Origin of the sequence: Micromonospora sp. WMMB235, from assembly GCF_001855515.1 — a bacterium.
In the GTDB taxonomy this organism is placed as follows: Bacteria; Actinomycetota; Actinomycetes; order Mycobacteriales; family Micromonosporaceae; genus Micromonospora; species Micromonospora aurantiaca.
Genome location: NZ_MDRX01000001.1, coordinates 4,625,001 through 4,639,930 on the forward strand (window position 1 = coordinate 4,625,001; position 14,930 = coordinate 4,639,930).

6 protein-coding genes, 2 rRNA genes and 1 pseudogene (1 of these 9 only partly in view) are annotated in these 14,930 nt (G+C 72.6%); 6 read left to right on the top strand and 3 right to left on the bottom strand.

What is annotated here, in order from left to right:
- From BFV98_RS20330 to BFV98_RS20340, 3 genes are all read left to right on the top strand, one after another.
- A 23S ribosomal RNA gene (locus tag BFV98_RS20330) occupies positions 1–1,267 on the top strand (it extends 1,843 nt beyond the left edge of the window).
- 79 nt (positions 1,268–1,346) lie between these two features.
- Positions 1,347–1,463, top strand: a 5S ribosomal RNA gene (rrf, locus tag BFV98_RS20335).
- Positions 1,464–1,669: 206 nt separating this feature from the next.
- Entirely contained in the window at positions 1,670–2,296 is a 627-nt protein-coding gene (locus BFV98_RS20340) for an NADPH-dependent F420 reductase (protein ID WP_013474935.1), read from the top strand.
- Between the two features lie 58 nt (positions 2,297–2,354).
- Here BFV98_RS20340 and BFV98_RS20345 read toward each other — a convergent pair whose 3' ends face one another.
- On the bottom strand, positions 2,355–4,172 hold the full coding sequence (locus BFV98_RS20345) for a VanW family protein (protein WP_176921781.1): 1,818 nt from the start codon (positions 4,170–4,172) through the stop codon (positions 2,355–2,357).
- A gap of 300 nt (positions 4,173–4,472) precedes the next feature.
- Here BFV98_RS20345 and nudC point away from each other — a divergent pair.
- Positions 4,473–5,138, top strand: a pseudogene (gene nudC / locus BFV98_RS31565) (NAD(+) diphosphatase); the annotation flags it as partial.
- Between the two features lie 34 nt (positions 5,139–5,172).
- Here nudC and BFV98_RS32755 read toward each other — a convergent pair.
- Positions 5,173–6,456, bottom strand: a complete 1,284-nt coding sequence (locus tag BFV98_RS32755) for a lipopolysaccharide biosynthesis protein (RefSeq protein WP_071097440.1) — start codon at positions 6,454–6,456, stop codon at positions 5,173–5,175.
- Positions 6,453–11,159: an alpha-(1->3)-arabinofuranosyltransferase gene (locus tag BFV98_RS20355; RefSeq protein WP_071097442.1), complete on the bottom strand. Its 4,707-nt coding sequence runs from the start codon at positions 11,157–11,159 to the stop codon at positions 6,453–6,455. Before BFV98_RS20355 ends, BFV98_RS32755 begins: the two co-directional genes overlap by 4 nt.
- A 169-nt stretch (positions 11,160–11,328) precedes the next feature.
- Between BFV98_RS20355 and BFV98_RS20360 the strand changes: the two genes are divergently transcribed.
- Both BFV98_RS20360 and BFV98_RS20365 read left to right on the top strand, forming a co-directional pair.
- Positions 11,329–13,206 (top strand): hypothetical protein, encoded by a 1,878-nt coding sequence (locus BFV98_RS20360; RefSeq protein ID WP_369752259.1) that lies wholly within the window; start codon positions 11,329–11,331, stop codon positions 13,204–13,206.
- Positions 13,206–14,915 carry a hypothetical protein gene (locus BFV98_RS20365; RefSeq protein ID WP_013289077.1) on the top strand — a complete coding sequence of 570 codons (1,710 nt, stop codon included), beginning with the start codon at positions 13,206–13,208 and terminating at the stop codon, positions 14,913–14,915. Before BFV98_RS20360 ends, BFV98_RS20365 begins: the two co-directional genes overlap by 1 nt.
- Positions 14,916–14,930 lie beyond the last annotated feature (15 nt).

Genomic DNA, 14,930 nt, shown 5'->3' on the forward strand with positions numbered 1-14,930 from the left:
TACCGAGGCGATCGGGCGAACTGTGGTTAAGGAACTCGGCAAATTGCCCCCGTAACTTAGGGAGAAGGGGGGCCGGAGACGTGAAGCCCCGCGCGGGTGGAGCGTTGTATGGCCGCAGAGAGCAGGGGGAAGCGACTGTTTACTAAAAACACAGGTCCATGCGAAGAAGTAATTCGATGTATATGGACTGACGCCTGCCCGGTGCTGGAACGTTAAGGGGACCTGTTAGCTCTCACGAGCGAAGCGGAGAACTTAAGCGCCAGTAAACGGCGGTGGTAACTATAACCATCCTAAGGTAGCGAAATTCCTTGTCGGGTAAGTTCCGACCTGCACGAATGGCGTAACGACTTCCCCACTGTCTCAACCACAGGCCCGGCGAAATTGCATTACGAGTAAAGATGCTCGTTACGCGCGGCAGGACGGAAAGACCCCGGGACCTTTACTATAGCTTGACATTGGTATCTGAATTAGCTTGTGTAGGATAGGTGGGAGCCGGTGAAGTCCATACGCCAGTATGGGTGGAGGCAATCTTGAAATACCACTCTGGTTGATTTGGGTATCTAACTTCGGACCGTTATCCGGTTCAGGGACAGTGTCTGGTGGGTAGTTTAACTGGGGCGGTTGCCTCCTAAAGGGTAACGGAGGCGCCCAAAGGTTCCCTCAGCCTGGTTGGCAATCAGGTGTTGAGTGCAAGTGCACAAGGGAGCTTGACTGTGAGACTGACAGGTCGAGCAGGGACGAAAGTCGGGACTAGTGATCCGGCACTGGCATGTGGAAGCGGTGTCGCTCAACGGATAAAAGGTACCCCGGGGATAACAGGCTGATCTTCCCCAAGAGTCCATATCGACGGGATGGTTTGGCACCTCGATGTCGGCTCGTCGCATCCTGGGGCTGTAGCAGGTCCCAAGGGTTGGGCTGTTCGCCCATTAAAGCGGTACGCGAGCTGGGTTTAGAACGTCGTGAGACAGTTCGGTCCCTATCCGCCGTGCGCGTAGGATACTTGAGAAGGGCTGTCCCTAGTACGAGAGGACCGGGACGGACGAACCTCTGGTGTGCCAGTTGTCCCGCCAGGGGCACGGCTGGTTAGCTACGTTCGGAAGGGATAACCGCTGAAAGCATCTAAGCGGGAAGCTCGCTTCAAGATGAGGTATCCCACCCACATTTGTGGGGTAAGGCCCCCAGCTAGACGACTGGGTTGATAGGCCGGAAATGTAAGCCCGGTAACGGGTTCAGTTGACCGGTACTAATAGGCCGAGGACTTGACTACTAAGCTGCTACGCGTCCACTGTGCAACTCTGAACAAACCACCACCCATGTTGTGGGGTTGGTTGACATGTTCATAGAGTTACGGCGGTCATGGCGGAGGGGAAACGCCCGGTCACATTCCGAACCCGGAAGCTAAGCCCTCCAGCGCCGATGGTACTGCACTCGGGAGGGTGTGGGAGAGTAGGACACCGCCGGACAATCTTCCAATTCAGGGCCACCCCATGCGGGGTGGCCCTGAATTGCGTTGCCCCCCGGAAAAACACCACGACGGACCGCCTCGGTCTCGTACCGTCGAGCCGGGACCGGCGACGCACGTTCGCCCGCCGGCTCGGCGGCGCGAAACGTGACGTGTCGTACGCCGGGACCGTGATCGGGTCCGACCGCACGGGGTACAGGAGTGGGCATGGAGATCGGAATCATCGGGTCGGGGCACATCGGGGGCACCCTCACCCGTCGTCTGCGTTCACTCGGTCACGACGTCGCGGTGGCCAACTCCCGCGGGCCGCAGAGCCTGACCGACCTCGCCGCCGAGACCGGCGCCCGGGCGGTGTCGGTGGAGGAGGCCGTGCAGGGCGCCGAGCTGGTGGTCATCGCGATCCCGCTGAAGGCGGTGCCGCAGCTCCCCGCGGCGCTCTTCGACGGCAAGCTGGTGGTCGACGCCGACAACTACTACCCCCAGCGGGACGGGGACATCCCCGAGCTGCTGGACCGCAGTCTCAGCTCCAGCCGCTGGACCGCCGATCACCTCAAGGGCGCGCGGGTGGTGAAGGTCTTCAACAACATCCAGGCCGCGCACCTGATGGACGAGGGCAAGCCCGCGGGTACGGCGGGCCGGATCGCGCTGCCGGTGGCCGGTGACGACGCGGACGCCAAGCGGATCGTGATGGAGTTGGTGGACGAGCTGGGCTTCGACCCGGTCGACGCGGGCACCCTGGACGAGAGCTGGCGGCAGCAGCCGGACACGCCCGTCTACGGCACCGACCGGGACGCCGACGGCGTACGCGAAGGGCTGGCCGCGGCACGGCCGTGAGAATCATGGGAAAGGCCCCGCCGGATACGTCCGGCGGGGCCTTTCTGCGTCTCGTGGATCAGTCGTCGCCCGGCTTCGGGGCGCAGATGAAGCGCGGCTCGGCGTCGTAGCGCCAGCTGAACTTCTCCCGCTTGAACACCTTGCCGTCCTTCTTGATGACCCGGAACGCGTCCTGGGCGAACCCGACAGCGCCGGCGGCGGCGATGCAGGTCGGACCCGGCGTCAGGTAGACCGTCTTCGGCTGGGTGATGTTGCGGCGCGGGCCGTACTCGGTCTTCACGCTGTCGTAGATCTTGGTGCTCCAGATCGAGACGGTGATCGAGTTGGACGTGTACGACGTGTCGATCAGGACGCCGTACGGCGTGTTGTTGCGGAACTTGAAGTCGAGCTGAGGCCAGTAGATGGTCGACTCGATCACCGCCGGGTATCGGCTGAAGTAGAACGAGTGCGGCTTGTGCTCGACGTCCTCCAGCCCGGCGTAGTAGGTGGCGTTGAACAGCGTGGTGGTGAACTGGGAGACACCGCCGCCGACGCCCGGCACCAGCTTTCCGCCGACGATCGTCGGCGCGTCCTTGTATCCCTGGTCGTAGCCGCGTTCGCCGGTGTGCCCGTTGAGCGAGAACGTCTCGCCCGGCTTCACCAGCGCGCCGTCCACGTCCTTCGCCGCACGGACGATGTTCTGGCTGCGCGGCGACGAGAGGCCGCCGGTGAATTGGGTGGTGAACGTCGACACCCGCTCCTTGATGCCGAGCTTCGCCAGCTCCGCCTCGGTCAGCTCGGGGGCGGCCGGCTTCAGCTCGGCGGTCACCGTACGGCCCTCGGTCTTCGGCAGCACCGCGAGCAGCGCCGGGCCGAGCGCGGCGGCGTCGACCTGGCGTCCGGGCTTGCTGGGCAGCACCTTCGGCTTGCCGCCGCTGATGGTCAGTCCGGCGTCCCGCGGCTCGACCTCGAGCTTCGTCAGCCGGTCCCCCAGTGCGGTACGCAGCCGCTTGACGTCGACCTTCGGGGTGAGCGTGCCGGCGTCGTCGGCGGAGAAGCGCAGCGACCGGGCGATGGCGGCGGGCGGGACGGTGACCGAGCCGCCGTCGGTGGTGAGCGTGACCGGTGCGGCCACCGCGGGCCGGGCCAGCTCGGCGACGAGCCGGTCCACCTCCTCGCGGGTGGTGGCCGGCCACTTCTCGACGAGCGGCACGGTGACCGGCTCGGCGGCCAGCCAGCCGGCCTTCACCACCGAGGTGGCGCCATCGGTGTCGATCGTCAGCGCCGGCTTCGGGTAGACCGGCTTCGGTGTGGTCCCGGTCCAGATGATCGCCGGCATGGTCATCTCACGCCCCTGCGCGCCCATCACCTTGCGCAGGGCCGTCCCAAGCTTGGCCTGGTCGACGGTTACCACCGGCTCGACCGCCCGGGAGCCGACGAGCCGGCTCACCGCGTGCGCGTCGGCCTCGGCAGCCGCCGCCACCGTCGCGTCCACGTCGATGGCGAGCCCCACCTCGGACGGCTTCAGCTCGGCCTTGTTCTCACCGACTGCGACCGCGAGCGGGGCGTCCAACTTGTCGGCCCGGCGTTCCAGCTCGGCGCGGAGCGCCTGGGCCGCCTCCGCGCGGCTCCGCCCGCCCAGCTCGGTGCCGAGCACCGTGGTGCCGCGGGGCACGTCACCGGCGTACGCGTAGGCGCCCAGGCCGACGCCGCCGGCGAGCACGGCCGCGACGATCCCTCCGGCCAGCAGCAGCCGGGCCCGTCGCGAGCGTGTCGGCTTGGCCGCGCCGCCTCCGGGTGGTGTGGCGACCGGCTCCATCTCGACGCCGGGCCAGCTCACCGCCGCCACCTTGATGGTGGGACGGTCGTCGGCAGCCGGCATCTTCTCGCCGTACATCGTCACTGCAACCTCGATCGGAAGTACACGCGGGGACCGCTTCCCCCGCGGGAGACACCTACGGTAACCAACGCTCGGGCCCGCCGGGAGTGTCCGGTCCGGCGGTCGTGTCGGTTGACCGCCGGTGTCGCACCGATCACCCGTTTCGGGGCGGTGCCGCGGTGCGGATCGTGGCACGGTGAGCTGGTGCGGACACAGGATCGGGTGCCGGCGTACGGCGGCGGATGGCTGGACCGGGCGGCGGCGCGGCGCGCCGACGCGGACTGGCTGGCCGAGCGGCTGACCGACCCGGCGAGCGTCGTGCTGCCGCTGTGGCGGGACCGCTGCCTGGTCGACGGGGACGGCCCGGTCCGGCTCACCGGTGAGCGGGCGTCGGCCGTCCGGGCCGCGGCGGGCGAGACCGTCTTCCTCGGGGTCGACGGGGACGCCGCGGTGTTCGCCGTCGATTTGTCCGCGCTGGGCGAGCGGGCCGCTGTGGAGGCGGCCGCCGCGACGCGGGCGGCCGACCTGCGGGCGCTGGCCGGCCGGCTCGACCCGGCCGGGGCGGCCGTCCAGGCGTACGCCCGGGGGTTGCTGCTGTGGCACCGGCAGCAGCGATACTGCGGCGCGTGCGGCGCGGCGGCGGTGGCCGGTGGCGGCGGACACGTCCGGACCTGCGCGGACGCGGAGTGCGGGCGGCTGCTGTTCCCCCGGATCGAGCCGGCTGTCATCGTGCTCGTCGAGGCGCCCGGCCCGCCGGGGCGCTGCCTGCTGGCCCGGCACGCGGGCGCGGCCGAGGGGGCGTATTCGACGCTCGCCGGCTTCGTCGAGGTCGGTGAGAGCCTGGAGGACGCGGTCCGCCGGGAGCTGGCGGAGGAGGCGGGGGTGACAGTCACCGACGTGACCTACCAGGGGTCGCAGGCGTGGCCGTTCCCGGCCGGCCTGATGGTGGGTTTCCGGGCCGTCGCCACCTCCGAGCAGGTCCGCGTCGACGGTGTGGAGCTGCTGGAGGCGCGCTGGTTCACCCGGGCGGAGCTGCGGGAGCGGACCGCGTCCGGTCGGTCGCTGGGCCGGGTGGACTCGATCGATCACCTGTTGCTGGGTGACTGGCTGGGCGCCGAGTCGCCGGCACGGCCATCAGCAGTGTCGTGACCACGGCCGTGGCGAGGGCCGCGACGACGAGACCGCCGACGGTACGCGGACGCACGATCGCGGCAACGGTCACCAGCGCACCGGTGCCCAGCCACAGCGGTGCGGCCGGCCACCTGACGCCTCCGGCGAGACGGTCGTTGAGCAGAACGAACGTCACCGCGTAGAGCGCGCCGACGGCGGCGAACAGCGGCGCGTACCGGCCGAGCGCCGTGTAGTCGGGTCCGCCGACGAGCCGGAAGGCCAGCCCGCCGGCGACTGCCGACGCGCCCACCAGGACCAGGCCGCAGGCACCCGTCACCGCGAGCGCGACCGTGCGGCTGCGGCGGTCCCCGCGGGCCAGGCGTGGCAGGGCGAGGACGGCGGCGACCTGCGGCGCCCAGAGCGCGCCCTTGGTCAGGACGGTCCCCACCGAGTACGCCCCGGAACCCGACGGCGGCAGCAGTTGCCGGGCCAGGAGCAGATCGGCGTAGGAGACGACGAGCATCGCCAGCGTCGCCCCGCACCCGGCGGTCACCTGGGCGACGGTCAGGCGCGGGGCGGCCGAGGGACGCCGGGGCGTACCGGTGAGCCAGGCCAGCGCCGGTGGCGCCAGCGCGGCGGTGAGCGCACCGATCGCGAGCGCGCCGGTCAGGCCCGCGCCGAGCAGCAGCCCCACGATCACCCCGCCGTAGCGCGCGGCGGCCAGCAGCGCCATCGCGGCGGCGAGCCGCAGGAAGCGCTGACCGCCCTGCAACTCGCCGAGCGAGCGCGACGAGAGCACCACCGAGGCGGTGGTGACCGCCAGCAGCGCGGGTACCACCGCCGGCAGGTCCAGCGCGGCGACGAGCACAGGCGTCGCCACCAGCAGTGCCCCCGCGCTGAGGGCGGCGGTCAGCACGGTGAGCCGCCGGGTGTCGGACGGGCCGTGCCGGGCGTGGTGCACGGCGACCGCGAGTTGCAGGCCGAGCCCCGGCACACCGGCGATGGCCACGAGGCCGAGGGCGGTGGCGAGCGCGCCGAGGTCGTCCGCGTCGAGCTTCCGGGCGGCGAGTACCGGCACCAGGTAGGCCAGGCCGTTGACCAGCACACCGGCGAGCGTGACGGCGACGCCCGCCGCTCCCAGCCCGGTCCTCCGGCCGTCCGCCGGCTGCGGGCCCGGCCGGCCCTCGCTCACGTGATCTCCGAGACGCGGGACGCCGGGCCGTCCTCCGGCCCCGGCGCGACGTCCGGTGCCGGCCGCCCGTCCGAGTCGGGCTCGGCGCGACCGTCCAGGTTCGTATCCGGCTCGGCCTCGCCGTCCGGCCCTCGGCCCGCGTCCCGGTCCGTGGCCGGCTCGACGTCGAGGTCCGGCCCCAGGTCCGCGCCCGGCTCGGTATCGCGGTCCGGCCCTCGATCCGCGTCCCGGTCCCGACCCGGCCCGGCGTCGTGCGCCGCGCCCGGCCCGGCGTCGCGGTCCGCGTCTCGGTCCGGACCCGGCTCGACGTCGAGGTCCGGCCATCGGCCCGGACCCGTGCCTGGACCGGCGAGGGCGGCGGGAGCGGCGACGGCCGCGGCGGCGAGGGCGGGGACGGGCGTCGGCTGCGCGGCCGGCTCCGGCGTCCGGGGGGCCGGCACGGCCGGGGCCGCCGCCGAGGCGGGCCTGGTCCGGCGTACGGGCCGCCGGCGGGCGGTCGTGGAGAGCCAGAGCGCGCCCAGGGCGGCGACCGTCAGGAGTTGCGGCAGCACGTCGGTGTGCCGGTCGCCCGATTCCAGATAGACCCACCCGGCCAGCGCCACCAGCGCGCCGGGGAGCCACGTCTCGGCCGCCCGGGCGATCCTCCTGACCCGCCGGGGGTCACTGGTCCACGGCAGGCGACGCGGCCCGGGTACGGCGAGCATGAAGCCCGCTGCGACCAGCAGGGCGCCGAGCAGACCGCTGTGGAGCACGAGCGCGGCGGCGCCGACTGCGAGCAGCGGCAGCGAGCGGGTGAGCCGTCGCCGGGCCGCCGGTGCGACGACGACCGCGCGATCCCCGGCGGGCCGGCGATCGGGCAGCACCGCGAGCAGCACCACCACCGCCAGCAGGACGCCGCCGAGCAGCAGACCCATCCGGTACGGGGTGTCCGGCGTGAAGCGCAGCACCACGTCCCCGGAGACACCGGCGGGCAGGATCCAGCCCTGCTGCCAGCCGTCCACCACGAGCGGGGTGAGCGTCGTGCCGCCGACGGTCGCCTGCCAGCCGGTGTTGGTGTTCTCCCGCACCGCGAGCACCCGGTCGACGGAGTGCTCGGACACCCGTACCCGCCGCTCGGTGGCCGACCAGGAACCCACCTCGATGTCGCCGGCGGTGGCCTCCGCGGCGGGCGTCGCGGTCCGTGGCGTCAGCGCGACGCGGGTGGCGGTGGCGAGCGTGCTCGCGGTGGTGACGAGGCGGTGCTCCCCGCTACCCAGGTCGAGCTGCTTGGGCGTGGTCCGGCCGCAGGCGGTGACCGGCATCTCGCGCAGCTCCAGCAGGTCGCGGACGGTGCCGGTGAGCGTGGTGGTGATCCGGGACGAGCCGACCTGGAGCGTCGGGCCGGAGCCGCAGGCCAGCTTCAGCGGCGTCTCCGGGCGGGGTGCGACAGTGGTGCCGAGGGGCAGCACCGTCACCTCGCCGACAGCGATGGGCAGCGGCTCGGGCAGCCGCAGGCCGTACGGGTCGGTGCTGGTGGCGGACGGCTTGTCGAGGAACTGGATGGTGATCGAGTCGGTCCGCATCGGCGGGTCGAGCGTGAGCACGCCGTCGTTGGTGAGCAGGTTGCTGCGGAACCCGTCGTTGCCGACCACCCGGACGCTGCCGATCCGGGTGGCGGCGGTCCCCTCCTCGACGGTGAACCGGATCCGGCTGATGACCTGCGGTTCGAGCCAGGTGAGGCGCAGGATCGGCGCCTCGTCGTTGAGCGCCGGTGACCAGCTCGTGGCGGGGTTTCCGTCGAGGACCGCGCCGGGCCGGCCGGCCGGGTCGGGCACCGCCGTCGAGGACGCGGTGACCTGCGGCGCGAGGCGCAACGGCTGGGCGTCGGCGACCAGCTTGTCCAGAGCGGCGTTCAGCTCCGGGCCGGGCGTCGGCCGCGCCCACAGCTTCGCGTCGTACGTTCCGGCCACCGGCAGCGTGAAGGTGCGGTCGATGGTGGAGGCGTCCTCCGAGCCGCGGATCGCGTCGGTGGAGCAGCGGGGGCGGCCGTCGACGGTGAAGCAGGCGGGCGTGGACGGGGCCGCCGACACGACCACGCCGGCGGGCTGGTCGGTGGCGGGGGCGGCGGGCAGTTGGAGGGTCCGGCCGGTCTGGACACCTGGGATCTTGATCTCGGTGATGCCGACCGTCTTGTCGCCGAACGGGCGCAGGTCGAACGCGGCGTCCACTGATACCTCGACCTTGCGTGTGGCGTGCACGCCGGGCAGCTCGAAGACCATGTGGTCACCGAACTGCTCGACGGTGCGGCTCTCGTATCCGGCGGTCACGGTGACTGTGGTGGGCAGGGCGTCGGCCTTCAGGTCGAACCAGACCTCCACCCGGGTGACCCGGGTCGGGTTCGCCAGGTTCACCTCGATCCACTGCCTGTCGCTGCGTGAGTGCGGCGCCGACCGCCAGGATGTGGCGGTGTTCCCGTCCATCGCCGCGTACGGCTGGTATTCGGGCCGGGTGCCGCCGGTCGCGTCGATCTGGGAGCGGGCGGTGGAGGCGCGGATCCCGCTGATGCCCTCGAAGCGCGCGACGGTCGACCACTCCGGCCCCCAGTCGGGCAGGTAGTCGTGCGCGGGCGCGGACACCGCGAAGGTGTCGTCGGCGGTGAGCGTCTGGGAGGAGTTGTCGCGCAGCCGGCCGAACGAGACGTCGCGCCTCCGCAGCCCGTCGGTCATCACGACCCGCCCGGTGGTCTCACCGGCCTTCGCGTCGCCGGCCAGGATCGTGGGCGCGGCGCCGAGCTGGCCCGAGGCGGCCAGGTCGAGCAGCGACTCGGGACCGCCGACGACGGTGGTCACGTCGTCGCGGTCGTACGCGACCACCGGCTGGACGGCGCGGTCCACCCGGTACACCTCAAGCGCCCGCCCGGGCACGTCCAGGCCCTGGTCGCGGAACTCGTCAGGGGCGTCGGAGCCGCCGCGCACCGGGCCGAAGGACACCACGCGGGTCAGGCCGGGCGAGCGTTCCAGCGCCTGCCGGACGACCGCGGGGCGGGCCGTGTCCGAGCGGCCGTGGTCGAGGTCGGCGCGGAACAGGACGTGGCTGATCCCGGAGCGGGCGAGCAGGTCGGCCAGGCCCGCCGAACCGGCGCCGGTGGCGAGCGTCGACTCGATCGCGTCCAGCAGCCGGATCGTGGCGGGCGGGGTGAACGGGATGGCGTTGCGGACCGCCCACCGGCTGTCCAGCAGCGGCTGGGCGATCTCGTCGGTGGTGCTGCCCCAGTCGTACGCGGGGAAGCGCGCGCCGGGGACGACGAGGACCCGCCCGCGTCCGGTGTTCGCGTCCAGCCAGTCGGTGGCCTCGTGCCAGTAGCCGGGCACGTCCTTCACCGCCCCCGGGGTGGCGAGGCCACCGGCGAGCGCCGGTGAGGCGACGCCCGCGACCGCGACCATCGCCGTGCCGGCGGTGAGCCAGGCCCGTGCCGTGGCCCGGCCACGACGCTGCTCGGGGGCGGTCCGGGCCGCGCGTACGGCGAGGCTGACCAGGTGCGCCAGGCCGAGCGCCAGCGGCAGGCGCAGCAGCACGTCGAACTTGTGCACGTTGCGCAGCGGGGCGCCGATGCCGTCGAGGAACTGCTGCTGCGGCCCGGCGAGGATGTTCGGCAGGTCGCCGGTGTGCCCGAGACCGACGAGCGCGACGCCGAGCAGCAGACCGGTGATGAGGAACCGGCGGTGCGGCATCCCGCGCCGGGACAGGCCGAGCACCCCGAGCGCGGCCACCGCCAGGGTGGCCACCACGAGCAGCGTGTCGTTGGCCAGCCGGGCGCCGGCCGGGATGTTCGCGCCGAACGGGGACGCCAGGTACGCGACCCAGTAGGAGGCGCCGCGCAGCGTCGTGACCGCGTCGGTGACGCTGGTGGTGTTGCGGGCGGTCTCGATGTAGTCCAGGAACGGCGGGCTGTACCGGCCGAGGACCAGCAGCGGGATCAGCCACCACGCGGTGGCCAGGGCGACCGCGCCGCACCAGGCCGCGAGGGCGGTGACGCGGCGGCGCAACGGCCGGAGCGTGGCGAGCCAGAGCAGGGCGAGCGGCACCACGGCGGCGACGGCTGTGGCGTTGACGCCGCCCGCGCAGGCGACGGCGACCGCCGACCCGGCGACCGCGCGGCGCAGCCGGGCGCCCCGGGCGAGTCCCACGAGCGGGATGAGCACCCACGGCGCGACGGCGCTGGGCCAGGACTCCACCGACGACCAGCCGAGCTGGGTCAGGATGCGCGGGGACAGCGCGAACGCGACACCGGCGATCATCCGGCCGGCGGGGCTGCCGATGCCGAGCCGGCCCGCCAGCCGCACCACACCGAGGTACGCGACGCAGAACAGCAGCGCCCACCAGAGCCGCTGGACGATCCACGGCGCGATGCCCAGTTCCGTCCCGAGCAGGAAGAACGGGCCCATCGGCCAGAGATATCCGTACGCCTGGTTCTGGAGCTGGCCGAACGTGCCGGTGGGATCCCACAGGTGCAGCGAGCGCAGCAGCCACCCGGCCGGATTGACGTTGAGGTCGACCTTCGTGTCCGGTACGACCTGCCCGGGGGCCTGCTGGAAGGCGAGGGCGGTGAGCGCGAGGCAGATCGTCAGGTGCCGGAACCGTCGCGCCGTCTGCCGGGCACGGCCGGTCTCCCGGGCGGGGGTTTCCGTCCCCGTCGGCGACGTTGTCGTCCCGTCCGCACGCATTTTCGGCTCCCGTCTCCGCCGGCCGTACGCGCACCTGCAACATGACGCGTGTCGCGCGACGTTATCCGGACCGGACGCGCAGTGGCGACCTGGGGGCGCGGCAGGGCGTTATCAGGAGAACGGCCGTCCCCACGGCGTGTAAGCGTGTGGCAGGCTGCCGACCATGTCAATGCCACAAGCAGCGGCCGAGACGCATCCGGCAGCCGTCGGCGCGGAGGACGACGGACCCGGACCGATCGGTCGCTGGATTGCCGCCGACCGCGTCCGCGCGGTCGCGATCGCCCTCATCGTCGTGTCCGTCGCGTCGCGCGCCGGGCTGGCCGCCCGTGGCTGGTTCTCGCAGGACGAGTTCGTCATCGCCGCGCAGGTGCTCGACACCCGGCTGGACCCGGACTACCTGCTGGGCACGTTCAACAACCACCTCATGCCGGCCGGGCTGGCGGTCGCGTGGCTGATGGTCCGGGCGGCCGGTTTCGCCGGCTGGCCGTGGATCCTGCTGCTGGCGGCCGGGCAGGCGGCGGTGGGGATCGCCCTCTACCGGCTGCTCCGTGATCTGCTGCGGCCCGGCTGGGGGCTGCTGGTCCCGCTGAGCCTGTTCCTGTTCAGCCCGCTGACGCTCGAGGTGTCGTCGCTGTGGCTGGTCGGGCTGCTCGTTCTGCCGCCGCAACTCGCCCTGGTCCTCGCGGTGGCGGCCCAGGTCCGGTACGTGCGCACCGGCCGTAGGCGGCACCTCGTCCTGGTCGCGTTCTGGCTGGTGTTCGGCCTGCTCTTCGACACCAAGGCGCTGCTCATCGTGCCGCTGCTGTTCCTGCTGACCGCGTTCCTGTTCACCAAGGGCCGCGCGTGGCGCAGCCTGGTGACCACCGTCGTGCGGTTCTGGCCGGCGTGGCTGATGCTCACCGTGCTGTCCGGGGCGTACCTGGCGTACTACCTGACCCGCCCGGCCCGGGGGCTGGACGAGCCCACCTCGGTCGGGCAGGTCTTCTCCTTCCTCGGCGACCTGATCGGCGACACGGTGGTGCCGGGCCTGCTGGGCGGGCCGTGGCGCTGGACGTACGCCGGTGACGGGCCGCCGCTGTCCGACCCGTACGACATCGCGAAGTGGCTGTCCTGGGCGGTGCTCGCGGCGCTGATCGTGGTCACGGTGCGGCGGCGGCCGTCCGCCGGGCGGGCCTGGCTGCTGCTCGCCTGCTACCTCGGCCTGGTCGCGGCGCTGTTCGCGGTGACCCGGCTCGGCGGGCCGCTCGGGCCGCTGGTCGGCGTCGTCCCCCGGTACGTCGCGGACGTGGTGCTGGTGGCCGCGATCTGCGTCGGGGTGGCGCTGCTCGGGATGAAGGACAACGACGAGGACGACGTGTCCGCGTGGCCGCTGCCGACTGTGCTGCGGGAGCCGGGCGCCTTCGCCGTCGGCCTGGTCTCGATGGTGGTGCTGCTGGCGACCATCGGCGTGGGCACGCTGTGGAGCACCGCGCGGTTCGGCGACAACTGGAGCACCAAGCACGGGCGGGACTACCTGGCCACCACGCAGGCCGAGCTGGCCGCCGCTCCGCCGGGCACCGTCTTCTTCGACACGATCGTGCCGGACCGGGTGGTGGCCGGATACTTCTGGCCGGACAACCTCCAGTCCCACTTCTTCCGTCCGGCGGAGCGCCGGCCGACGTTCGTGACGATGAGCGAGAAGCCGTCGACGTTCGACGAGAACGGCCGGATCCGTCCGGTGGTGGTCGAGGGACGCAAGGTCGCGCCCGGCACCGTGGAGGGCTGCGGGCACCTGGCCGAGGGTGGCCGGACCACCCGGATCCCGATGGACGGCTACCTGGTCGAGTGGCCGTACGTGGTGCACTTCGGCTACGTCAGCTCCGGTGACTCGACGGCGGTGTTCAAGCTCGGCGACGCCACCCGCGAGATCACGCTCAAGAGCGGGCTGAACGACGTGTTCTTCATGGTGGAGGGTGCCGGGTCCGCCGTCGAGCTGACCGTGAACACGCCCGGAGTCAGGTTGTGCACCAACCTGATCACCATCGGCCGGGCGGTGCCGAAGCCGTAATGACCGGACGTCCCGCCGAGGGCGGCGGCCCCGCGGTCCGGCGGTGGCGGGAGGCGCTGCCGCTGTACCTCGTGGCGGTCGTCGTCACCGCGTTGATCCTGGCCCCGCTCGCGGCGCCGGGCTACGCGCTGCGGTACGACATGGTGTTCGTCCCCCGGCAGCCGCTGAGCTGGGATCTGGTGGCCCCGGCGCAGAGCCTGCCCCGGGCGGTGCCGATGGACGCGCTGGTCTCGCTGGTGACCCAGCTCGTGCCGGGCTGGGTGGTGCAGCGGGTGGCGCTGGCCGGTGCGGTCCTGTTCGCCGCCGTGGGCGCCGGACGGCTGGTGCCGACCGAGCGGCGTGCGGTGCAACTCGTCGCCGCCGTGGCGTACGCGTGGACGCCGTACCTGGCCGAGCGGCTGCTGATCGGGCAGTGGGGGCTGCTGCTGGCGTACGCCGCACTGCCCTGGCTGGTGCGGGCGGCGCTGGACCTGCGGGCGGGCCGCGACGGCGCGCTCGCCCGGGTGGTGCTGCTCGCCGCGCCCGCCGCGATCACCCCGACCGGCGGCCTGATCGCCCTGGCGACGGTGCTGGTGCTGGCGGCGGATCGGGCCCGGCTCCGGCTGTCCGCGGTCGCGGTGGGCGGTGTCGCGCTGCTCAACGCACCGTGGATCGTGGCGGCCCTGGTGACCGGCGCGGGCGGCACGTCCGACCCGGCGGGTGTGGCGGCGTTCGCGGCGCGCGCCGAGAACTGGGCCGGCCCGCTGGTGGCGCTCGCGGGCACCGGCGGCATCTGGAACGTGCAGGCCACCCCGTCCAGCCGGTCCGGCACGCCGGCCCCGCTGGCGACCCTGGTGCTCGTGGTCCTGGCCGTGGTCGGCGCCGGCCTGCTGCGGCGCCGGCTGCCGGCGGGCGCGGCGGTACGGCTGGGCGTGCTGGCCGGCGGCGCGTACCTGCTGGCCGCCCTCGCCGTGCTGCCCGGCGGGAACACGGCGCTGAGCTGGGCGGTGGCGCACGTGCCGGGCGCGGGACTGCTCCGCGACGGGCAGAAGTTCCTCGCGCCGTACGCCCTCGTGCTGGTGGTGTGCGCGGCGCTCGGCGCCGAGCGGCTGGTGGCCCGGATCGACCGGGAGGTCGGCGGGATCGTGCTGGCCGGGCTGCTGCTCCTGCCGTTGGCCGCGATGCCGGACCTGGCGTTCGGCGGGGCCGGCCGGATCAGCCCGGTGCGCTACCCGGCGGACTGGCAGGCGGTCGCCGAGCGCCTGCCGGACGACCCGGGTGAGATCCTCGCCCTGCCGCTGACCACCTACCGGGCCTATCCGTGGAACCCGGGCCGGGTGGTGCTGGACCCGGCGCCCCGCTACCTGCCGGGAACCGTGCTCACCGACGACACGCTCGTGGTCGACGACGTCGCGGTGGCGGGCGAGAATCCGCGCCTGCGCGAGGTACGCCGGGTGCTCGCCGAGGGACGGCCGGTCTCGGCCACCGGCGTGCGCTGGGTGGTGGTGCAGCACGGTACGCCGAGCACAGTGGACCCGGCCGTCCTGGCCGGTCTCGACCTCCGGTACGAGGGGGAGTCGCTGAGCCTCTACCGGAACCCGGCCGCGTCGGGCTCGCCGCAGCGGGCCGGATCCGGTCGCTGGCTTGTCGTGCTCGCGTGCGGAACTGCCGTTCTGGTGGTCATGGCTGCCGCCTTTTCGACCCTACGCCGGCGAGCTACTGCGTGGTAACGTCCGCTCGCACGT